Source organism: Desulfolithobacter dissulfuricans, assembly GCF_025998535.1.
In the GTDB taxonomy this organism is placed as follows: domain Bacteria; phylum Desulfobacterota; class Desulfobulbia; order Desulfobulbales; family Desulfobulbaceae; genus Desulfolithobacter; species Desulfolithobacter dissulfuricans.
In genome coordinates this window covers 1,843,232-1,862,113 of record NZ_AP024233.1, presented here as the reverse complement: position 1 = coordinate 1,862,113, position 18,882 = coordinate 1,843,232, and the positions used below count along the sequence as shown (strand labels likewise).

Below are 18,882 nucleotides of genomic sequence, written 5' to 3'. Positions count from 1 at the left end.
GCTATCGGCGGTATGCCGTGACAGGTCCTCTGCCGATTTTGGCCGTTCATCGGAGTAGATGGGAGTGTTGATCGTATATTGCCCATGAGGATAGAAAGCGGTCGCGCCCATTGAAGAACCGAAGTCTCCACGTGGAAATAGAGGAAGGGAAACGCAGGACAGGAGCATGGTTGACGTCTGGTACAGCCTATATGATCGAATGCTGAGCCGGGAGAACCTGGTCAAGGCATTCTACAAGGTGAAATCCTCGAAAGGAGCTGCCGGTATAGACGGCCAGTCCATCGATGATTTTGCCGGATCACTTGCGACCAATATCGATCATCTCCTGACGGAACTGCAGGACAAGAGCTACCAGCCGCTGGCCGTGCGACGGGTGGAGATCCCGAAGCCGAACGGCGGGAAACGGCTACTCGGCATACCTGCAGTCCGTGACCGTGTGGTACAGCAGGCCCTGCTGGATATACTTCAACCAATATTTGACCGCGATTTCCATCCGTCGAGCTACGGCTACCGTCCTGGTCGGAGTTGTCACCAGGCAATCAGCAAAGCCACGATGTTCATCCGGACGTACGAGCGGAAATGGGTAGTGGACATGGATCTGTCGAAATGCTTCGACACGTTGAACCATGACCTGATCCTTGCCTCGTTCCGTCGCCGGGTCAGCGATGGAAGTATTCTTGGTCTGCTGGAGAAGTTTTTGAAAAGCGGTGTTCTGACAGGAGATGGTTGGCAGGCCAGCGAGGTCGGCAGTCCGCAGGGCGGAGTTATCAGCCCGTTGATTGCCAACGTATACCTTGATTCCTTCGATCAGTTTATGAAGAATCGTGGCCACCGCATCGTCCGCTATGCGGACGACATCCTGATCCTGTGCCAGTCAAAGAGCGCAGCCGAAAATGCACTGAACCAGGCCAGTCGTTATCTTGAAGAAGAACTGCTGTTGACCGTCAACCAGGAAAAGACCCATATAAGCCACAGCCTCAAAGGGATTAAATTTCTTGGAGTTTGTATCCACTCCGTGATGACCCGAATACAGCGAGGCAAGGTGAGGGCCTTCAAGGCAAAGGTCAAGGCGATGACCCGGCGTAACTCCCCGGTGAACCTTGAGAAGGTGATAGCCGACCTCAACCGGTTGCTGAGGGGTTTTGCCAACTACTTTCGGATAGCGAACTGCAAGGGTGAGTTTTCTCGGCTGATGAGGTGGATCAGAAGACGGCTGCGTGCTGTTCAGTTGAAGCTGTGGAAAAAGCCGTGCAGGCTACACCGCAGACTGAGACAGCTGGGCTATAGAGGAGAGTTCAAAAGTATCAAGATGAACTCCTGGGCCAATGCAGCAAGTCCACTGAGCCATTATGCCCTTCCCAACAGCTGCCTGCATGGGGAAATGGGGCTCTTTGACCTCGCATCTGTACAGACCGGAATTTCTGTTTCAGTATGAAGGAAAAATAAACAGGAGCCGTATACGAGGCCCGTACGTACGGTTCTGTGAGAGGGATGAGGCAAGCTTAATTACCTTGCCTCACCCTACTCGATATTGCAACATCCCCAAGGGGCGGGCCCCCTGGGGAGCCTTGCCCCTTGTGTCTTTGGGAGGTAAGGCATGTTGTATGTTCAGGATCAATGCGGAACCTATGTTCCTGCTCCCCAAGAGGTCGTCTTGGCCGAGGCCAAGCGCATTAGTAGTTACCGGCTGAGACGCGGGGCAGAGATTACCACTCCTGATATTGCCAAAGCTGTTATTCAGCAGAAACTTGGCAGTTATCAGTACGAGATGTTTGCTTGTTTGTTTCTGGATACCAAACACCGGGTGTTGGCTTTCACCGAGATGTTTCGAGGCTCGGTTAACCAAGCCACGGTGCATCCAAGAGAGGTGGTCAAGGAGGCGTTGCGGCTCAATGCCAGTGCCGTCATTCTGGCGCACAACCATCCCTCGGGTGATAGTACGCCCAGTCAAAGTGACATTGAACTCACCAGGAAGCTGAAAGAAATCCTCGGCGTCATTGATGTCCGGGTGCTCGATCATCTGGTGATTGGTGATGATGTTGCGGCATTCAGCGAATTAGGACTGTTACAGTAGAATTAACCCTTTCCAGGGGCAAGTCGGCCCCTGGGGGTAGTCTTGCCCCTGTTTTTTTGAGGAGGCAAGACATGCAGGAAAGACAACCCGCCGTAGTCAGTTTTTTCCGTCAACTGTCGGAAAAGACAGTCAATCACTCCACAACGTATTTCCAGAAGCTCACCGAACCAATAGGACTGCTCCGGGATCTTCGGGGCAAAGTTCTGATCGTCAAAAGGGAAAATACGGCAGATTATTTCTGCCGTGACCTGTATCCGAGCCAGACAGATTTGCGTTACGCAGCAGTCTGGTTTGAGACCCTGGCCACTTTTGACGACGCGGAATTCTTTGTTGGTGAGGTGTCGGCAGAAGGTGGAACTTTTCGGTCAATCGACCGGAATACGGCAAGGGAGGAGATGAATCACTGGCTACAGGAGGAGGAATGCGATGTATGTGCAGTGTGACAAAAAACAAATCCAGGAGCTGGTTCGGCGGGAACGGAAGTACAGGCGGTTGCTCGAAAAATGCCTGTATGCCCTCAATATGATACCGAACAGCCCTATTCCTGGATTGGAAAAAGACTCATATCAACTGGCCTCGGAAATTGAAAAGTTCCTGGACCGGCTTGACAGAAGTTAAACCGTATAAATGGGAGGTTTGCAATGAACGATGCCGCCATAGCAACTATTTGTTGCGCTGGATGTGGCGCAACAATAAAGGTGTATTGGAACGATATTGCTTCCGGCAGCTTGTGTCGAGTTTGTGCGGAACAACTCGAATCACAGGAGCTTTGGGAAGATAGCAAAAAGAGCAACGAAGATCGAGCGCTCCGAGCCAAAAAGCTGTTGGAGGAATATTCGCAACTCAAGGGCGAATCATTCGATCTTGAAAGCAGTGCAATAGATTTGATTACGGATCTTATGCACCTTGCCAATGTCGAGGAAGACATTGATTTTCAGGCAGTCCTTCGCATGGCCCGTAATCATTATGCGGTAGAGGTCGAATCCGTTACAACTGCAGAGTTAATCACGGTTCGGTAGGAGGTGGCTGCTATGCGATGGCAACAAAAACTGACCAAAAAGGAATTGCGGCACCTGCATGAGACTGGTGCAAGGACTCTGGCAGACGTCAGGGAAAATGTTTTGTACCAGTCAAAAATGTTTTTCCCCTGCTGGGAATGTGTCGAGATCGGGCGAAAGCTCGGGATCGAGGTAGAGTTGACCGCTTTTCATTCGAGGTCAGAAAGCGAATAAACCTGTCTGCTTAAACACCCTTCCACAAGGGGCAATTCACGCCCCGAAAGGGTGGGTTTTGCCCCTTTTTTTATTCAAAAGGAGGCAAGACCATGACAACTATTTCTTCTGTTTCCCTCAAACCATCCGAACTGAAGGCCCTTTTTTTAAAAACCGTTCCGGCACAGTTGCCGGTACTGGTCAAGGGTGCCCCAGGCGTTGGTAAATCCGATATTCTCACACAGGTTGCCAGGGAGCTGGAAACCGACCTGATTATCAAGCATCCGGTAGTCGATGATCCCATCGACTACAAGGGACTGGGGTTCAAGCTCGACGGCAAGAACGAGGCATCGTTCCTGCCCTTCGGTGACCTGAAAGCCCTCATAGATGCTGATAAGCCGACGATCTGTTTCCTTGACGATCTCGGCCAGGCTCCTCCAGCTGTCCAGGCAGCAGCAATGCAACTGCTCCTGGCCCGCAGGATCAATGGGCACAGGGTGAGCGATCATGTTTGCTTTGTGGCCGCAACAAACCGCAAGGCAGACAAGGCCGGAGTTTCCGGTATCCTCGAACCCGTCAAAAGCCGGTTTGCCACCATCGTGGAACTGGTTCCCGATGTGGACGACTGGATCAAATGGGCACTGGATAACGGAATGCCCAGCGAACTGATCGCCTTCATTCGCTGGCGGCCCAACCTGTTGTGGGATTTCAAGGCAACATCAGACATGACCAACTCTCCTTGTCCCCGGACAGTGGCGAATGTTGGGAAACTGATGCTGGCCGGAATCCCGCAGGAGCTGGAGTACCAGGTGATCGCCGGTGCAGCCGGGGAAGCATTTGCTGTGGAGCTTACCGGCTTCCTGCAAATTTTCCGTAAGCTGCCCCATCCGGACCGTGTTCTCATGGACCCGGATAGCGCCCTGGTACCGGATGACCCGGCAACGCTTTATGCGCTTTGCGGGGCATTGGCCCGGAGAGTTTCGGTTCAGACGGCTGATAATTTCTTTGCGTATGCTGACCGGTTGCCGGAAGAGTTTTCCGTTCTTCTGGTTCGGGATGCTATTCATCACGCTGATGAAATTCAGCATACCAGGAGATTTATCAAATGGTCGGCTGACCATTCGGATGTCCTTATTTAGGAGGATGAAATGATGATAAGAAATTACATCAAAGCTCATCCTCTTTACAAAGAGCTTCAAGCTCTGAAAAAATGGAACAGGATTGAACCAAATGAATGGAGATTCCATAGAATCGGGGAACTCCAAACCTGGTTAAGATCAACCCTGTTTCTGTACAGGTTTGATATAGGTTCTTTTTAACTATATACTTTTTATCTGATTTTTTTCATCCCACAGGGGAGGTGCTGTATTCCCCTGTGTGGGTGAGGTGCAGCATTTCCCCTTTTTTACTTCAGGAGGTATTTGAAATGACTGCACCTTTTATGAATATTGAGATCCGGAACAACTCTCTTACCGAGAAAGCCATGTTAGTCACGCTGTCCATCTCCCAATGGACAGCCAGGAAACTGGACAAGGAGGTTACTGAAACTGCCGCAGAACAGTACCATGCGGATACCAGGGCTGGTCGGTACAACAAGTTGCTCGTGCCCAAAAAGGCACTGGCGATGATTACTACCTGTGCCAACGCTGCCAGGAAGTTCCATTACGAGCAGACTTTGCCCTGGCATGACAACGGTGCCCGCATTCTTCCGGCTGAAAACTACCTGCACTATTCGCAGAATATGCAGGATTTGAAGCTGAAGTTTGAGAAAGCCGTTGCCGAGTTTCTTCAGAGGTATGATGAGTACCGTGAAGAGGCCAAGCTGCTCCTGGGCAATATGTTCCGCTATGCGGACTACCCGACATGGGAAAAACTTGAAGAGAAATTCAAGTTTTCTGTGTCAGTTTCTCCCCTTCCGTCTGGCCAGGATTTTCGTGTCGGTATTGCTGATGAGGAAATCCGGCGTATCCAGCAGGACCTGGAAGCCCGGCTGGTTGACGCACAGGTTGAGGCCATGAAGGACCTCTGGCAGCGCCTGTATAAGGCGGTCAGCCACATGGCTGACAAGCTAACAGATCTTGACGGGAGATTTAAAAACTCCCTGGTGGGCAATCTCTGTGACCTGGTGGATTTGTTGCCCCGGCTCAATCTCACGAACGATCCGGTCCTCGAACAGATGCGGCGTGACGTTGAGGAATCGCTGTGCATCTACGAACCGGAGGAGCTGCGGAAGAATCCCGTGGCCCGCAAAGAGGCCGCCGAGGCAGCAATTTTCATTACTGCCGCAATGGAAGGCTACATGGGAGGGTTTGTAAATGGCAGCAAAAATTAAAAAAGCTCTTACAAGCCTTGTCCTGAGCCAACCGTTCTTTGGCAGCCTGGCGCTGAGGCTGAAGCTGGTTGAGGACCCAAGCTGTGATACAGCTTGGGTGAACGGCAAAACTCTGGGGTACAACCCGGAGTTTATTGCCGGCCTCTCTTTTGACGAGGTGAAAGGCATACTGGCACATGAGGTTATGCACTGTGCCTTGGGCCATCATGCCCGTCGGCAACAGCGAAACAAGGACCGCTGGAACATCGCCTGTGATTACGCAGTCAATGCGCCGCTGCTTGAAGCTGGATTCGTCCTGCCGGATGGCGCATTGCATGATTCTTCCTGGGCTGGCTACAGCGCGGAAAGAATCTATAATTTGTTGCCACAGGATTCCGATGGCTCTGGCCAATCTGAACCACAACCGGATCAGCCCGACCAGCCTGGTCAATCTGGATCAGGCCCCGGCCAATCCAATGGCACGGACCCCGGAGGATGCGGTGAAGTACGCGATTGCCCAGGGAGCGATGGCCGGCCAGCTACTCCGTCAGAAATAGCCCAATCCGAGCGAGAATGGAAGACAGCTATGAACCAGGCATTGACCCAGGCGAAAGCCATGGGAAAGGTTCCTGGTGGAATGGAACGGCTGGTCAAGGAAATGCTGGAGCCGAAAGTCAACTGGGCAGACGTTCTTCGCAATTTCCTTGAGACGGCGGCCCGGAATGACTATTCCTGGCTCCGGCCCAACCGGAACTATCTGGCCCGCGGATTTTATACCCCTTCTCTCTATTCCAGGGAGCTGGGAGATGTCGTCGTGGCAGTGGACACTTCGGGTTCCATCAGCCAGGACGATCTGAATCAGTTCGGGTCCGAAATCAGTGCCATCCTTGAGGAATACAACACCACTGTGCATGTGATCTATTGCGATTACAATATTAACGCGGTGGAAAGTTTTTCCCAGGATGACCTGCCGTTGAAGCTCAAGCCATTTGGTGGGGGTGGAACTGATTTCAGGCCGCCTTTCCAATGGGTTGAGGACAATCAGGTTACACCGGTTTGCCTGGTGTATCTGACTGATCTTTACTGTGACCGCTATCCTCCTGAGCCGGATTATCCTGTGCTATGGGTATATCCGCAGCACAATCACTGGAAAATACCGGAGTGGGGGGAAGCGATTTCGATGTAATTCTATCAGGTTACCTTTCAAGCCATATCTGCCTTTCAAGGGGGGCGGATATGGCTTTTTTTGTTGTATACTGTAAAGACTCAGGTTACAATAAGGCATGATTATAAGCTTCCGACACAAAGGACTGGAAAAGTTTTACAAAACAGGAAGTAAAGCCGGTATTCAGGCCAAACACGCCGCGAAGTTGAGAAGGATACTTGGTTTGCTGGATGTGGCAACAAAAGTTGAAGATGTCAACCTGCCCGGATACAGGTTGCATCCCTTGACTGGCAAACAAAAAGGTTTTTTTTCGATATGGGTTAATGGCAACTGGCGTGTCATTTTTCGTTTTGTTGGTGATGATGTAGAGTTGGTCGATTACCTTGATTACCACTAAGAGGCATGATATGAGTGCAATGTATAACCCTCCCCATCCTGGGGAGATCATTAAAGAAGATGTCTTGGAAGCCGAGGGCATCAGTGTGACCGAGGCTGCCCGGCAACTTGGCATTTCCCGCGTTACCCTGTCAAGGTTGTTGAATGGCAAAAGCGGTGTTTCCGTTGATATGGCCCTGCGTCTTGCTCAGTGGCTCGGTACAAGTCCCGAGGTCTGGCTGCGTATGCAGGACGCCTGCGACTTATGGCAGGCCCAAAAAAACAAACGTCCTCGAATAAAGCCCCTCAAAAGTCGAAAAGTACCCTGTTCTTCTTGACCCATCCCGGAATGGGGAGGGAAGAATTTTCCTGTAATTCTATCAGGTTGTGTTTTAAGCCATATCTGCCTTTCAAGGGGGCGGATATGGCTTTTTTATTTGCTCAACAGTTTGCAATATGATATGATATGATATCATAAGGAAAGGGGCAAAGAAGTACGCAAGTTTGGAAGGATGGATCATGATTTTTCTTGAGCAAGCATATTTTGAATGCGTCATTCCCGAGAAAAACCGGAAAGCTTTTTACTATGTGGTCGCCGGGCGTGATCTATTCAGCTATGTATTGATCCGTAAGTGGGGACGGATTGGAAGCAGGGGACACCCCGGCATGAAAAAACGATATCTGAGCAAATCAGATATGTTCGGTGACTACAACCGGGTGGTTAAAAAACGACTCAAGCATGAGTACCGTCAGCGTGATGCAAAATTGTTTGCGTGAGGCCGAAAAACGATTTCCAGGAGGCTGGAAATCGTTTGCCGAGTTCCACCAGAGCAAAGGCCGGAATGGTTTACCGGACTGGCCGGACTGGTGTTATTGTCCAATGGCCGCCGCATACGCTGTCGTGTCCGGTAGGCGTAACAACAGGTCCTCAGTGGGTACAATTGGAGATGTAGCCCGCCTGTCCGCTCTTTCCGCATGGCGTATGACCAGGAGTGTGTACAGGTTCGATCCTGCACTATACGCCAGTCTGCTGGAGACACCTGTTTCGGGCAAATTGCCTGTCGAGGTTCTTTTTCAGTTGCCGGAATGGTGTGTTTATATCGAAACGCCTGGTTTTCTATGGAGCGGGGAGAAACTGGCCGGTTTTTTTGCTCACCTTGAGTACGATGTCAATATGCATCGTGCGGAACTGCGCCTGCTGCTTGACCTGGGTTCAGCCAGCTGGGACCACCTGATTGGCATCCCGTTGCATCTGCTGGAGAACAGCACCCTGGAGGATGCCGTGTCCTCGGCTATGCAGACAGCCCGGGAATATGCAGCGCAAAACAATTCAAATCTTCTTGAAGCGATACCGGAAGACGTGCCGCAACAGATAAATTCCAGCATCGAGCCGTTGATATCTTTGCTCCTGTACCTGTGCAGCACAAATGCTGAAATTTCAGGACAAGGTGTTCCTGGCAACCCTAAACCTGTTAAAACACGGAGAGGGATGAAAGTGTTCCCGGCCACGGCTCCCAGAATATGGGATGTGGGAGTGCGGATCGGCAGCGCTTTGCGGCGTGCAGAACAGGCAGGCGACAAATCAAATTCTGCCGGTACTGGATCAGGGGCCAAAAAACGTCCGCATGTGCGCCGTGCCCATTGGCATACCTATCTGGTTGGCAAAGGCCGGGTGAACCGGGTTTTAAAATGGATACCGCCAGTGCCTGTTGGGGTATCAGATGATAGGGATCTGCCCACAGTAATTAAACCGGTAAAGTGACCTCATTTTTTTTCTTTGCATTGATATTGTATAAATTTATATCATATGATATGCCATCGACCATGAAAAGGAGCGTCAAAAAATGAGCGTTGTATTGTTCGGAGGTGAAAAAGGCGGCACCGGCAAGACCACGCTGGCCACCAATATGGCAGCCATGTTGGCTCTCCAGGGAAAAGACGTATTGCTGCTGGATACAGACCGGCAGGGAACAGCCTCTTTCTGGGCTGCTGTCCGTGAGGAGACAGAGGTTGAACCCCGAATTTCCTGTGTACAGAAATTCGGCAAGGGTTTGGCGGCCCAGATCCGAGACCTGGCAGGACGATATGATGAAATCATTATAGATGCCGGTGGTCGGGATTCCATGGAGCTGCGCTATTCCCTTGGTGTCTGTGACCGGGTTTACATTCCTGTTCAACCGTTTCAGTTTGACATCTGGACAATCCAGCAAATGGATGAGCTTGTGGAAATGGCTCAGAGTTTCAATGAAAACCTGCAGGCTTTTATTGTCCTGAACCGGGTGTCCACCAATCCCGCTGTCCATGAGGATCAGGAAGCTCAAAATTTTTTTGAAGAAGAAGATTATCAGTACCTGTCCATGGCAGACTCGTTTCTCCGTGACCGTATCGCTTTTCGCAAATCGGCCCGGGGCGGTTTATCCGTTGTTGAGTGGAAACAGGATAAAAAGGCGGTTCAAGAAATAACTCAGTTATTTGAAGAGGTATATGGTGGCAAATAAAAAGAAGACCACGCTTCGTTCAGCTCCGGCAAAGAAAAAAAAGACGGATCTCGATGCCTTTGCTGCGGCTGCCGGTAAGCCCAGAAGTGAAACGGATACTGTTTATCCCTGGGAAGAGCCACAGGTGCGAGATGATGTAATGAAAAATTTGCCGATCAGGCTGCCGGAACCGCTTTATCTGAAACTCAAGTTCATTGCCGACAACTCTCCATACAGCATGAACTCGTTTATCATCGAGCGAATCATCCCTGAGATTGAAAAGGAAATCGCCGAACTGACTGGAGGAGGAAAGCGGCGTGGATGATGCCAGGCCAGGGGCGTGTTTCATGATTCTCGTTGGCTATCGAAGTGTAGCCAATTGCAAACTTCGAGCGGCTGTTCTATGTTGTCAGTAACACACCTGCCATGCCTCTGCCCTTGCGGCACGCACACTTTGGCGGGTTTTTTTGTGCCCGGAGGTTTGGCGCGACTTTTGCAAAATCGTATCGTCTTGCCGCCTGTCTGAAAAGGTACACCTTTTCGACAGTGGCTTCAGGCCGACTTTAGAGCTGTCCGAAAAGGTCCAAATTTAATTTTTGGACATTTTTCCAAAAAAGTTAAGACGTTTTTTGACATATTTTGGAGAGAATGATCGTGAACGGTCAAAATGTAGCTTATATCAGGGTGAGCAGTACCGACCAAGAGACAGCCCGGCAACTTGCCGGGATGACCTTCGACCGGGTGTTTGAGGAAAAGGCGTCCGGCAGCAGTGCTGACCGGCCCCAATTGCAAGAATGTATGTCTTACCTTCGCCAGGGAGATGTACTGCATGTTCACAGCATCGACCGTTTGGCCCGCAACTTGCTCGACCTGCAACGGATCATCGAGAAGCTTCTGGCTAAAGGTGTCGGTATTCGTTTTCACAAGGAGGGGCTGACCTTTACCGGAGACGACAACCCGTTTCAAAAACTTCAGCTTCAGATCATCGGAGCCGTGGCCGAGTTTGAGCGGGCAATCATCCGTGAAAGGCAGCGGGAGGGCATCCTTGCTGCGAAAAAGCGGGGCAAGCACCTGGGGCGTCCGCGCCGGCTCACCATCGACCAGATAAGAGAAATTCGACAGCGGAAGGATAGTGCTGCAGCCCTGGCCAGGGAATACGAAGTCAGTCGGCAGACCATTTACGACGCGCGCCGTGGTGTCGGGGCTTATGCTGGCATTGCAGAAGGGAGACTTGACATTCGGTGAGGGCCAGGGCAAGGAATGCGGGACAGGCGATGCATTCATGGCAGCTACGGACTCTTGACTGTCTGGGTACTCAGGACCTGTATTTATAGGAGGTAAGATCAACCTCCTTTCTGCGCATAACAGGAAAACATCTTGCTAGGTGACAACCGATCTTGACCTCAAAACGGGAATTGCTGGTAAAAACTGCGACAAAACGGGATTGTGCCCAGGAATTACTATTCTTCACTTTTAGGAGATTCAAGTGACATTCTTTAGAAGGAGAGGGCATTGGAGAACAAACAGCAATGGGACAACTTTTTGGGTTCGAAAACACGGCGTTAACAGAGATGATAGGGGGACTTTCACATGCTCATCAATAGATAAAACTACACATTCTTTTAATACCATTAAAGCTAAATTCTATGATTATAGTTATTCATCCTTTGTTAATCCAAATGCAACTTGTCCTGTATGTGGAAATTCAGTTTTTTATTATGAATCGCGGTACGGCGGTAAAGTATACTTTGACTCTTTAGGCCCTCCGTGGCCTAAGCACCTTTGCACCAATAATATTGATATTACAACAATTAAAAAAAATATATCACAATATAAATCTTGGATGCTATGTTCATGGCAACCGTTTCAAATAGAAATGATAGAAGAATTACAAAACAATTTTTCAAAAGTTACCGGTACGATATTAAGCAATGAGAAACAACAAGTTTTTTACTTGAAAAAAAATTATGGCACACCAAAAAAGCTATATGAAAATATATGTCATATTAAAATACTCCACAATCAAACTATTATTGTTTCGACATTTGAAATTAGCACTACTAAAAACAATGTTGTAGAAATTCTATTTAATGGAAACATATTGATTCCAACAGTTGAAAATTGCATCAAAGAGACAGGTAATAAAAAATACATAAATATATGGGTTAATCTGCAGCTATCAAAATTGAACAAAAACTTTAAAAGACTAAGCCACCTCGTGAAGTATAAAGGAGTACATGAGATGGTTGTTAAATATTTTAGTAATATATATTTAGGCATTCATGAGGAGTGGATGCAACAACTAATGAAGGAATATGACTTACCATATCCAAAACCCCCACCGATTGATTGGTTTGAAAAATTAAAGAAAGAACAAGAGTTATTAGAGGAAAAATGGAGAAGAGATTCACGGTGACGGAAAACGGCTACGGCAAGCGGACAGCGGTTTTCGAGTACAAGCTGCAGAACCCTGGTGGCAAAGGTGTTTTTGCCATCAAGACCAGTGAGCGGAACGGGAAAGTCGTTGGCGCGCTCCAGGTTGAGTATGGAGCGCACTCCTCTTCAAGCCAGGCATCGAAACCATCTTTCTCAAGAAGCTGGTTCAGGCGGGTATAAAAAGGGTGTCCGCTCTTGGGCGCCAGGTCGTTGGCCGCTATCCAGAGCGGTTTCTGTTTTGGCTTGTTGCGTTTACCTATGGTCATCGGAACTCCCTAGTTTGATAACGTTTTTTCGTATTGTAACCGATCAACCAATGGGTTCAATCACTTTGCAGGAAAAAAGGAGTTTTTCAACGGGCTGATAACCGCCAAAAGCCAAAAGCAGACCCGGCCCTATTCTAACCCAAAACGGTGCTGTCATTTCTCTTCCTGTATTGGTTTGCCACCGAGGGATTTATAAGAAAGCATCATTTTTCTCAGAAAATCTCTCTCTTTTGGGGTTACAGTATGGTCCTTAATATATAACCTACCGTAAAAACGTATAATTGCTTCTTTTGAACTTATTATATCTTCAATAAGTTTATATTCTTTTCCACTTACATATACATCACACCATTCCCATACAGCAGAGCTATTATCTCTTTTAAAATCATATAAATAGGGACCATATTTTTTACCATCAACTAAAACAGAAAACGATTTGACAAACAACCAGTCATCTCCATGATATGTTACTTTCATCCTGAGAAAAGGTGGGGATTTTTCTCTTTTACCAATATATATTCTTATATTTGAAATTAATGACAAGAAAAAATGTCCCTTATTTTCATACCAAATTATTTTTTCAAATTTATCTATTGACTTTACTGTGTATCTTTCATGCGCTGGCTTTATTACTTGATTTTCTACCTTTGATTCAGATACCCATTTTTTTGCCAACCAACCTTCGTTCCCAGATTTTGCTTTTACTCTTACCCAACTATTGCTATATCCTTGAACGATAACAGTACTATTAGGAGATAAATTCTCAACCTCATCACTGTCAAAAGTAGGTTGAGAAAACAATGAAACATTGAATTTTGTGTAAACTTTTTGAGAAGCACCGTAAGAAATGGTCGAGACAAGAAATAAAAAAAAACTAACTATAGCTATCTTCTTCATATTTATCCCTCTGTTTATTTATCATAATTCTTTTGTCATTTACCTCGATCCGTGACAAAAGTGCTGTAAAATATCGCTGTTTTGCTATTAACATATTGAAAATTCAGTAAAAATATTGCAATATTCGCCTGCCAAGTGAATTTTTATGACAGGTGGATATTGCAATGTTTTGTCTGACTTTCACCATGTTAATGGTAAAATCATGCTGTCTTTTCAGCGCATTTATCACGTACTGAGGAGGATGCCAGTAAAGCTTTTATTATCTCAAAAACTTTGGTGTAAATTTCTGGATCTTTGCTTGCGCGAGATCCAGCTACGTTTAAGATCTCAACTTGATTTTTCTTGATCCAACTTGAAAGTATTGAAACTGCCTCCTTGTTATCAACCTGACTTAGATTAATGTGCAACCAGGGTTTGCCCCAGCTTTCGGCCAAATTGCCGGTTAACCTTGAACCGCCGGTAAGCTTACTATGGGTAAAGATTACTGTACCGCTTGAGTCTTTGATGTTTTGTTCGGTACGTTTCGGGTATCCTCCTCTGGTCATTTCCTGCATTTGATACTTATCTGATAATGGCCCGTTTTCTGTTTTTCTACCTTTAGGCAGCCAGCCGCCATAGGAAAAGTTACATTCAATGGCTGCGTCAATTGCGGCAATATCGGCTCCGGTTTGACCACCGGAGATAATTTTTTTTAACATTTTTGAACTCCATGTTTTTGCGTTTAAACTGTCTGTGCTGGAAAGGTGGCCAAGAGTTGAAAGGCATGGATACCAAAAACTAAAAAGAAACCCAGTAAAGATATTATGCTTGGTGGAGCGGGGAGGGAGATTGGCGAGAAATGGCAGCCCGCCAGGCTTATATAACATATGTGCCTGTTACCTTTTTCCGTGGCCCTGTTGCAGGCTGTCTGCTGCCACCTAAATCGTGAAACGATGTCTATGGATCACAACGTTATGATTTTTTCCAGTTTTTGATGGTGACATTTTTTCCGCTTTCCATCGTGTCCCAAAGTAAAACGGTCTCACCTACGCCACCTTTTTCGGCGGGTGGAATAATTTCAATGCTTCCTAGTTTGGTTGATTGCAACATGATTGTGATTTGAAGCACATAATCTAAATCATAGAACCCATCGTATTCATCTACTTTGACAGCATCCCCTGGTAATACATTGTTATATTCGTATCCATTACCTTCAGATACCGTTAAGTAATCATTATCAGCAGTTGTGAACCCACCGGTATTAGATATTATTAAGTTGATAATTTCACCAGAATTATTTACCAAAAAGAGTTCATTTCCATCGCGAGCCAGCCATAATAAAGGCTTTCTCTTTTCTGGCTTTCTTGGTGGAAGTGGTAATCCAAACCTGTCAACTCGTTTATCCATTGGAATCCAGGTAAATCCATTTGTGATTATCTTTTTTTTCATGCAATCCTTATTTTCTTATAAAGTTAAAAACCGTACATGACGAACCAGCGGCAGTTATTTTAATAATTAAAGTATTCTTTCTGCATGGCCTTTAATAATTTTTCTGTGATTTTGTATTCAATAGTATCTGGCAAAACACTGTCTATGCCACATTTTGGGCAAGTCGCTGTTTTACCAGGACCTCTTGGGCAATTTTCATCCTCATCTAGCCACATGGTAATTTCTGATGGCGGGAATATGCTCAGGCAGTGGAAGCAGCCGCATACTTTACTTTGTCGTATTTCCTTTTCATGCCATCCGCATTTCCAATGGACTTTCTTGAAGTTGATATTCATAGAAATTTTTAAAGCTTCGTGGATATGATGGTTAATTAGTCGATCTTGAAAAATCCCATTTTCAGACCGTCAAAAGCCTTGTCACCAAGGGCTGACTCCATGAATGGAGTCGACCCAACCTCTTCAACAGAGACACAAACAAAAAATAAGACAGTTCTTCCCTCAGTTTCCTGAGGAGGATACGGATATTCTGTCCAGCTCCGCAAAGCAGTGCGTTGATTTTATCTCCGAGTATTCCTTTCAGGTAGTTTCGATCCAGCTTGCCATCAGCCTTCATATGGCCAATGACCGGCTCGATAGCACTTCGTCGCTTGAGCTCCTTTTTCATCTGGGGAGTCATCCCGCGCTTTCTGCCGGAGATAAACACCTGGGTGGTGTTCACTCCGTGACCGCGGTAGCCACGATCAACATAACATCGCCTGACCACCTTGCCGGTAAGTTCCTGGACCTGCTCCAGAGCCTTGGCCAAGGTGTGGCCATCGTAGGGGTTGCCATGCTCGGCAAGCATGCCTACAACAAAGTTGTCACGGTTCGTGACCGCCACGCTGACCTTGACCCCGAATTCATACTTTCTATGGGCCTTGCCTTTGGCAATGCATTCAACCTCCGGGGCATGGAGACTGTAGAGCTTGTCCTTGTCTTTTCGTTCCTGAGAGAGCAACCGCTCTGCCATGGCCAGTTCCTCTTTGAAAACAGAACGAAGTTCTTCCCGTTGTTCCAGCTTTCTATTGATGTCACGGTAAACTCGGCCAAGGTAGGTTTTAAGTCGCTTGATCTCACGCCTGGCTCGTTTGATTTGCCGGGCATGCAGGTAGCGTCCAACCTTGAGCAGGGCTTTGGGGCCTAATCGGGCATAACTTTGGCGAAGGGGCAGGTCAAATTTCCTGGCAAGCTTGACCAGCCTTTCACGGCTACGATTGTACAATTTGGCATCTGTGGGATAGGTGACGGCTTTGCGCTGCACCGTCGTATCCACGGATACTCGTTCCAGGCTGGAATCCTTGATGCAGTTGCTTGCAAGACCTGCCTCTATTGTCGCCTTCAAAATGAGCCGAGCACCTTTTTCGCCTATCCGCTTGCGCCAGCGGCTCATGGACGAAGGATCTATGGGCAGATGGTGCTGGAAATAACTTTCGCCACAAAAAAACTGCCAGTAGGGATTTTCCACCCAGCGTCTGACCACCTCTTCATCGGAAAGACCAAAGGCATGACCCAGGTAGGTCAAACCTGCCAGCAATCGAATGGGGATGCCAGGCCTTCCTTTTTTCTCGGAATACAGTGTGCCAAACTCCTTCTCGAAAATTTCCCAGGGGAGCAGTTCCGCCAGCCGGTACAGCTCATGAGTTCGGTCGAGAATATTTTCCAGCCTGCTGCGAAAAAGATCTCCCTGGGGGGTTGAATTGCTCAGTCTTGGACGCATGGAAATCACCAGAAATTGAAGGGTAAAAGTGCAATAACCTGCAATTTATGGTGATATAATTTAGCAAAATTAATTCAAAATTTCAATAAGTTAAGGTTTTTTCAAGGCCGACTAATTATTGTTGCTCGTTGCTAACTATGAATTCCAGGTAATGAGAACTGCCTTGGGCGGAGCTGTCACGCAGGGTGTTGTGAGGGTTTTGGCAGAAAAACACTTGGTTATCCGATTATGCATTTTTTGAATTCATATACTCAATAAATGCTTCCTTCATTCTACCTACCTTTCCTTTATTACCTGCTTGAATATGATTGTAAAAATAACCACTTCCAATAAGCCAGAACAATTTGTCAACATTGTATACGCTTACATTTATATTTTTTGCAATTCTTGTAATTGCTTTTAATATTTGATAGTTGCTTGCTCCTTTTTCAACCAGGCCAATTGCCTCAAAAATTTCGATAATATGAACATCAGGCTTTCCGTAATTAATATAGCCAAGCTCTTTAAGAAAATCACAAGCCAAAGGAAAACCTATACCATAAATTTCTGCTTCCAATATCATTGGCAGGGCTGCTAGTGATTTCTTGTCTTTATAAAAATGGTCAACCCATTCCAGGAATTCTTTGGAGTCTGAAAACTGAGAAAAGAATGGCTCCTCGACGTTTTGAGTGGATTTGGTATATTTTGTGACCAAATCCACTCGAAACGTCGGAGGTGTCAGGATGAACAGTCGTGACGTTATCAGTCTTGGACTTGGCCTGGAAGCCCCCTGGGAAATCAAGGGACAGATTCTGGACACGGAGAAGGTTCCCCATGAACTGCGCCTTACCATCAAGGCCGACCGAGGGGCGAAGTATCCTTGCCCTGTCTGTGGAGCCATGTGCAAGGCTCATGATTTCAAGGTGAAGACATGGCGGCATCTGAATTTTTTCCAACATCACTGTTACATCACCGCCCCTGTCCCCAGGATTCGTTGTGAACACCATGGCGTGAAACAGATTACCGTTCCCTGGGCTCGCAAAGGCAGCAAGTTTACCCTGCTTTTCGAGCAGGCGGCCATGGTATTTGTCCGTGATATGCCGGTACTCACCGCCGCTCGGATTCTGGAGATGAAAGACAAGCGGTTGTGGCGGATCATCCGTCACTATGTCAACCAGGCCCTGGCCCGGATGGACTTGAGCGGCCTGAAAGCCTTCAGCCTGGATGAAACCAAATCCCGTCGCGGTCATCGTTACATCACCGTGTTCATCGACTTGGACCGCAAGGAAAAACCGGTAGTCTTTGCCACTCCCGGCAAGGGCAAAAAGACACTGAAGGCATTCAAGCGGTTTCTGGCCGACCACCAGGGAAAGGCGGAGAATGTGGTCGAGGTGGTCTCTGACATGTCCGGAGCCTTCATCTCCGGCATAAAGACCCACTTCGTCAACAGCAATATTACGGTGGACTGGTTCCATGTGGTCCAGCTGTTCAGCAAGGCAGTGGACGAGGTGCGCCGCAAGGAAGCAAAGGAAGTACGCATGCCCCGGGCTGCGAGATGGGCTACTCTCAAGGCAGCGGAAAGCGACCTCACGGAAAAGCAGCTTGATGCGCTGGCAGAGCTTGAGGCCATGGACCTGCACACAGCCGAAGCCTGGCGCATCAAAGAGCTACTGCGCTGGGTTCGCCGAGCAACGAATCTGCGGGCGGCCAGATGGCGGCTGACCTGGTTTTTGAATCTGGCCAATGAGCTTTGCGATGACAAAAAACTGTTGGCTCCGGTCAGAAAGGCGCTGCGCACAGTGGAAAAGTACCGGGAGGAGATTCTTGCCAGATGGATATCAGAACATAGCAATGGACGCATAGAGGCCCTCAACGGAATATTCCAGGCCGCCAAGGTGCGGGCTCGTGGATACCGAAACGATGAGACATTCATTACCATCATCTACCTTCTCGCTGCTCCGTTACAGAACCTGCTGAAATCCACATGAAATGACGAAGAGCCAAAAGAATTCAGCTCCAGATATTATAGTTTTGCAATACTTAGGCCAAATGCTTTTTGGGGTTCTTCTAATTTTGCCTTTTGGTTTTAATGTTTTTATGATGTTGTCAAGCAATTCTTCATCATTATCTGAATATTGCTCCAACACCTTGTTTGGGTCAAAACCAAATAGAACCTGCCTAAGATTGTCTACGCCACCTATCGAGCCACCAATTACGCCTGTTTTCATATTGGAATTTTGAGCCGATTCCAAGAGCCTGTGATAAATTTTATTTAATGATAGTGCGTCAGGTGTTGGCCTTGGAACCGACAAGTAAGATTCAATGACCTCTTCTGTAATTTCATCAGGTGTATTAGAAATCAGAAATTTTTTTGCTTCATCGTAAACCGCTTTATCCCTTCTCTTATGCTTCATAGTGTACCTTTATTAATGCAAATTAATATATTATCCTAATATATTGACTAATCTGTAACAACCGACAAAAAAACTGCCCCTATCCATTTGTTTT

General features: G+C 47.4%; 23 protein-coding genes and 1 pseudogene. 17 read left to right on the top strand and 7 right to left on the bottom strand.

Going from position 1 to position 18,882, the window contains the following annotated elements; translation table 11 throughout:
- Nucleotides 1–166: 166 nt before the first annotated feature.
- The 16 genes and pseudogenes from ltrA to GF1_RS16585 form a co-directional block, all read left to right on the top strand.
- On the top strand, nucleotides 167–1,435 hold the full coding sequence (gene ltrA / locus GF1_RS08290) for a group II intron reverse transcriptase/maturase (protein WP_267926063.1): 1,269 nt from the start codon (nucleotides 167–169) through the stop codon (nucleotides 1,433–1,435).
- 162 nt (nucleotides 1,436–1,597) lie between these two features.
- Nucleotides 1,598–2,074 (top strand): RadC family protein, encoded by a 477-nt coding sequence (gene radC / locus GF1_RS08285; RefSeq protein WP_267926062.1) that lies wholly within the window; start codon nucleotides 1,598–1,600, stop codon nucleotides 2,072–2,074.
- 71 nt (nucleotides 2,075–2,145) lie between these two features.
- Entirely contained in the window at nucleotides 2,146–2,517 is a 372-nt protein-coding gene (locus GF1_RS08280; RefSeq protein WP_267926061.1) for a hypothetical protein, read from the top strand.
- Nucleotides 2,518–2,715: 198 nt separating this feature from the next.
- On the top strand, nucleotides 2,716–3,093 hold the full coding sequence (locus tag GF1_RS08275) for a hypothetical protein (protein ID WP_267926060.1): 378 nt from the start codon (nucleotides 2,716–2,718) through the stop codon (nucleotides 3,091–3,093).
- 305 nt (nucleotides 3,094–3,398) lie between these two features.
- Complete coding sequence (locus GF1_RS08270) at nucleotides 3,399–4,424, top strand: ATP-binding protein (protein ID WP_267926059.1); 1,026 nt, start codon at nucleotides 3,399–3,401, stop codon at nucleotides 4,422–4,424.
- Nucleotides 4,425–4,645: 221 nt separating this feature from the next.
- Complete coding sequence (locus tag GF1_RS08265) at nucleotides 4,646–5,617, top strand: DUF3150 domain-containing protein (protein ID WP_267926058.1); 972 nt, start codon at nucleotides 4,646–4,648, stop codon at nucleotides 5,615–5,617.
- Nucleotides 5,601–6,782: a vWA domain-containing protein gene (locus tag GF1_RS08260; protein WP_267926057.1), complete on the top strand. Its 1,182-nt coding sequence runs from the start codon at nucleotides 5,601–5,603 to the stop codon at nucleotides 6,780–6,782. The genes GF1_RS08265 and GF1_RS08260 overlap by 17 nt, the downstream gene beginning before the upstream one ends.
- Before the next feature lie 97 nt (nucleotides 6,783–6,879).
- Nucleotides 6,880–7,158, top strand: coding sequence for a type II toxin-antitoxin system RelE/ParE family toxin (locus tag GF1_RS08255; RefSeq protein WP_267926056.1), 279 nt, complete (start codon nucleotides 6,880–6,882; stop codon nucleotides 7,156–7,158).
- Between the two features lie 10 nt (nucleotides 7,159–7,168).
- Entirely contained in the window at nucleotides 7,169–7,474 is a 306-nt protein-coding gene (locus GF1_RS08250) for a HigA family addiction module antitoxin (protein WP_267926055.1), read from the top strand.
- Between the two features lie 181 nt (nucleotides 7,475–7,655).
- Nucleotides 7,656–7,913, top strand: coding sequence for a WGR domain-containing protein (locus GF1_RS08245; RefSeq protein ID WP_267926054.1), 258 nt, complete (start codon nucleotides 7,656–7,658; stop codon nucleotides 7,911–7,913).
- A complete protein-coding gene (locus tag GF1_RS08240) occupies nucleotides 7,876–8,898 on the top strand; it encodes an AcrVA2 family anti-CRISPR protein (protein ID WP_267926053.1) in 1,023 nt (340 codons plus the stop codon). Before GF1_RS08245 ends, GF1_RS08240 begins: the two co-directional genes overlap by 38 nt.
- 82 nt (nucleotides 8,899–8,980) lie before the next feature.
- Nucleotides 8,981–9,634, top strand: a complete 654-nt coding sequence (locus GF1_RS08235) for an AAA family ATPase (protein WP_267926051.1) — start codon at nucleotides 8,981–8,983, stop codon at nucleotides 9,632–9,634.
- The gene (locus GF1_RS08230) at nucleotides 9,621–9,938 is read left to right on the top strand and encodes a hypothetical protein (RefSeq protein ID WP_267926050.1); all 318 of its coding nucleotides are present in this window, start codon (nucleotides 9,621–9,623) and stop codon (nucleotides 9,936–9,938) included. Before GF1_RS08235 ends, GF1_RS08230 begins: the two co-directional genes overlap by 14 nt.
- A gap of 323 nt (nucleotides 9,939–10,261) precedes the next feature.
- Complete coding sequence (locus GF1_RS08225) at nucleotides 10,262–10,858, top strand: recombinase family protein (protein ID WP_353740406.1); 597 nt, start codon at nucleotides 10,262–10,264, stop codon at nucleotides 10,856–10,858.
- A 241-nt stretch (nucleotides 10,859–11,099) separates the two neighbouring features.
- Entirely contained in the window at nucleotides 11,100–12,029 is a 930-nt protein-coding gene (locus tag GF1_RS08220) for a hypothetical protein (protein WP_267926049.1), read from the top strand.
- Nucleotides 12,023–12,157: pseudogene (locus GF1_RS16585) on the top strand (DNA gyrase C-terminal beta-propeller domain-containing protein); the annotation flags it as partial. The gene GF1_RS08220 and the pseudogene GF1_RS16585, both read left to right, overlap by 7 nt.
- A 311-nt stretch (nucleotides 12,158–12,468) precedes the next feature.
- Here the strand turns inward: GF1_RS16585 and GF1_RS08210 are convergent.
- The 6 genes from GF1_RS08210 to GF1_RS08185 form a co-directional block, all read right to left on the bottom strand.
- The gene (locus GF1_RS08210) at nucleotides 12,469–13,212 is read right to left on the bottom strand and encodes an SH3 domain-containing protein (protein ID WP_267926047.1); all 744 of its coding nucleotides are present in this window, start codon (nucleotides 13,210–13,212) and stop codon (nucleotides 12,469–12,471) included.
- Nucleotides 13,213–13,412: 200 nt separating this feature from the next.
- Complete coding sequence (locus GF1_RS08205) at nucleotides 13,413–13,910, bottom strand: putative molybdenum carrier protein (protein ID WP_267926046.1); 498 nt, start codon at nucleotides 13,908–13,910, stop codon at nucleotides 13,413–13,415.
- A 253-nt stretch (nucleotides 13,911–14,163) separates the two neighbouring features.
- On the bottom strand, nucleotides 14,164–14,640 hold the full coding sequence (locus tag GF1_RS08200) for a hypothetical protein (protein ID WP_267926045.1): 477 nt from the start codon (nucleotides 14,638–14,640) through the stop codon (nucleotides 14,164–14,166).
- A 59-nt stretch (nucleotides 14,641–14,699) separates the two neighbouring features.
- The gene (locus GF1_RS08195) at nucleotides 14,700–14,975 is read right to left on the bottom strand and encodes a cytoplasmic protein (RefSeq protein WP_267926044.1); all 276 of its coding nucleotides are present in this window, start codon (nucleotides 14,973–14,975) and stop codon (nucleotides 14,700–14,702) included.
- A 61-nt stretch (nucleotides 14,976–15,036) separates the two neighbouring features.
- Nucleotides 15,037–16,395 carry an IS5 family transposase gene (locus GF1_RS08190; protein ID WP_267926043.1) on the bottom strand — a complete coding sequence of 453 codons (1,359 nt, stop codon included), beginning with the start codon at nucleotides 16,393–16,395 and terminating at the stop codon, nucleotides 15,037–15,039.
- Between the two features lie 226 nt (nucleotides 16,396–16,621).
- Complete coding sequence (locus tag GF1_RS08185) at nucleotides 16,622–17,095, bottom strand: hypothetical protein (RefSeq protein WP_267926042.1); 474 nt, start codon at nucleotides 17,093–17,095, stop codon at nucleotides 16,622–16,624.
- Nucleotides 17,096–17,117: 22 nt separating this feature from the next.
- Between GF1_RS08185 and GF1_RS08180 the strand changes: the two genes are divergently transcribed.
- Nucleotides 17,118–18,362 (top strand): ISL3 family transposase, encoded by a 1,245-nt coding sequence (locus GF1_RS08180; RefSeq protein ID WP_267926041.1) that lies wholly within the window; start codon nucleotides 17,118–17,120, stop codon nucleotides 18,360–18,362.
- Here GF1_RS08180 and GF1_RS08175 read toward each other — a convergent pair.
- A complete protein-coding gene (locus GF1_RS08175; RefSeq protein ID WP_267926040.1) occupies nucleotides 18,336–18,788 on the bottom strand; it encodes a hypothetical protein in 453 nt (150 codons plus the stop codon). The two genes, GF1_RS08180 and GF1_RS08175, sit on opposite strands and share 27 nt — an antisense overlap.
- Nucleotides 18,789–18,882: the final 94 nt, after the last annotated feature.

Excerpts from the sequence above, each read along its gene's own strand:
- ltrA (WP_267926063.1), top strand. The coding sequence starts at position 167 with ATGGTTGACGTCTGGTACAGCCTATATGATCGAATGCTGAGCCGGGAG.
- radC (WP_267926062.1), top strand. The coding sequence starts at position 1,598 with ATGTTGTATGTTCAGGATCAATGCGGAACCTATGTTCCTGCTCCCCAA.
- GF1_RS08280 (WP_267926061.1), top strand. The coding sequence starts at position 2,146 with ATGCAGGAAAGACAACCCGCCGTAGTCAGTTTTTTCCGTCAACTGTCG.
- GF1_RS08275 (WP_267926060.1), top strand. The coding sequence starts at position 2,716 with ATGAACGATGCCGCCATAGCAACTATTTGTTGCGCTGGATGTGGCGCA.
- GF1_RS08270 (WP_267926059.1), top strand. The coding sequence starts at position 3,399 with ATGACAACTATTTCTTCTGTTTCCCTCAAACCATCCGAACTGAAGGCC.
- GF1_RS08260 (WP_267926057.1), top strand. The coding sequence starts at position 5,601 with ATGGCAGCAAAAATTAAAAAAGCTCTTACAAGCCTTGTCCTGAGCCAA.
- GF1_RS08255 (WP_267926056.1), top strand. The coding sequence starts at position 6,880 with ATGATTATAAGCTTCCGACACAAAGGACTGGAAAAGTTTTACAAAACA.
- GF1_RS08250 (WP_267926055.1), top strand. The coding sequence starts at position 7,169 with ATGAGTGCAATGTATAACCCTCCCCATCCTGGGGAGATCATTAAAGAA.
- GF1_RS08245 (WP_267926054.1), top strand. The coding sequence starts at position 7,656 with ATGATTTTTCTTGAGCAAGCATATTTTGAATGCGTCATTCCCGAGAAA.
- GF1_RS08240 (WP_267926053.1), top strand. The coding sequence starts at position 7,876 with ATGAGTACCGTCAGCGTGATGCAAAATTGTTTGCGTGAGGCCGAAAAA.
- GF1_RS08235 (WP_267926051.1), top strand. The coding sequence starts at position 8,981 with ATGAGCGTTGTATTGTTCGGAGGTGAAAAAGGCGGCACCGGCAAGACC.
- GF1_RS08230 (WP_267926050.1), top strand. The coding sequence starts at position 9,621 with ATGGTGGCAAATAAAAAGAAGACCACGCTTCGTTCAGCTCCGGCAAAG.
- GF1_RS08225 (WP_353740406.1), top strand. The coding sequence starts at position 10,262 with ATGATCGTGAACGGTCAAAATGTAGCTTATATCAGGGTGAGCAGTACC.
- GF1_RS08210 (WP_267926047.1), bottom strand. The coding sequence starts at position 13,212 with ATGAAGAAGATAGCTATAGTTAGTTTTTTTTTATTTCTTGTCTCGACC.
- GF1_RS08205 (WP_267926046.1), bottom strand. The coding sequence starts at position 13,910 with ATGTTAAAAAAAATTATCTCCGGTGGTCAAACCGGAGCCGATATTGCC.
- GF1_RS08200 (WP_267926045.1), bottom strand. The coding sequence starts at position 14,640 with ATGAAAAAAAAGATAATCACAAATGGATTTACCTGGATTCCAATGGAT.
- GF1_RS08195 (WP_267926044.1), bottom strand. The coding sequence starts at position 14,975 with ATGAATATCAACTTCAAGAAAGTCCATTGGAAATGCGGATGGCATGAA.
- GF1_RS08190 (WP_267926043.1), bottom strand. The coding sequence starts at position 16,395 with ATGCGTCCAAGACTGAGCAATTCAACCCCCCAGGGAGATCTTTTTCGC.
- GF1_RS08180 (WP_267926041.1), top strand. The coding sequence starts at position 17,118 with ATGAACAGTCGTGACGTTATCAGTCTTGGACTTGGCCTGGAAGCCCCC.
- GF1_RS08175 (WP_267926040.1), bottom strand. The coding sequence starts at position 18,788 with ATGAAGCATAAGAGAAGGGATAAAGCGGTTTACGATGAAGCAAAAAAA.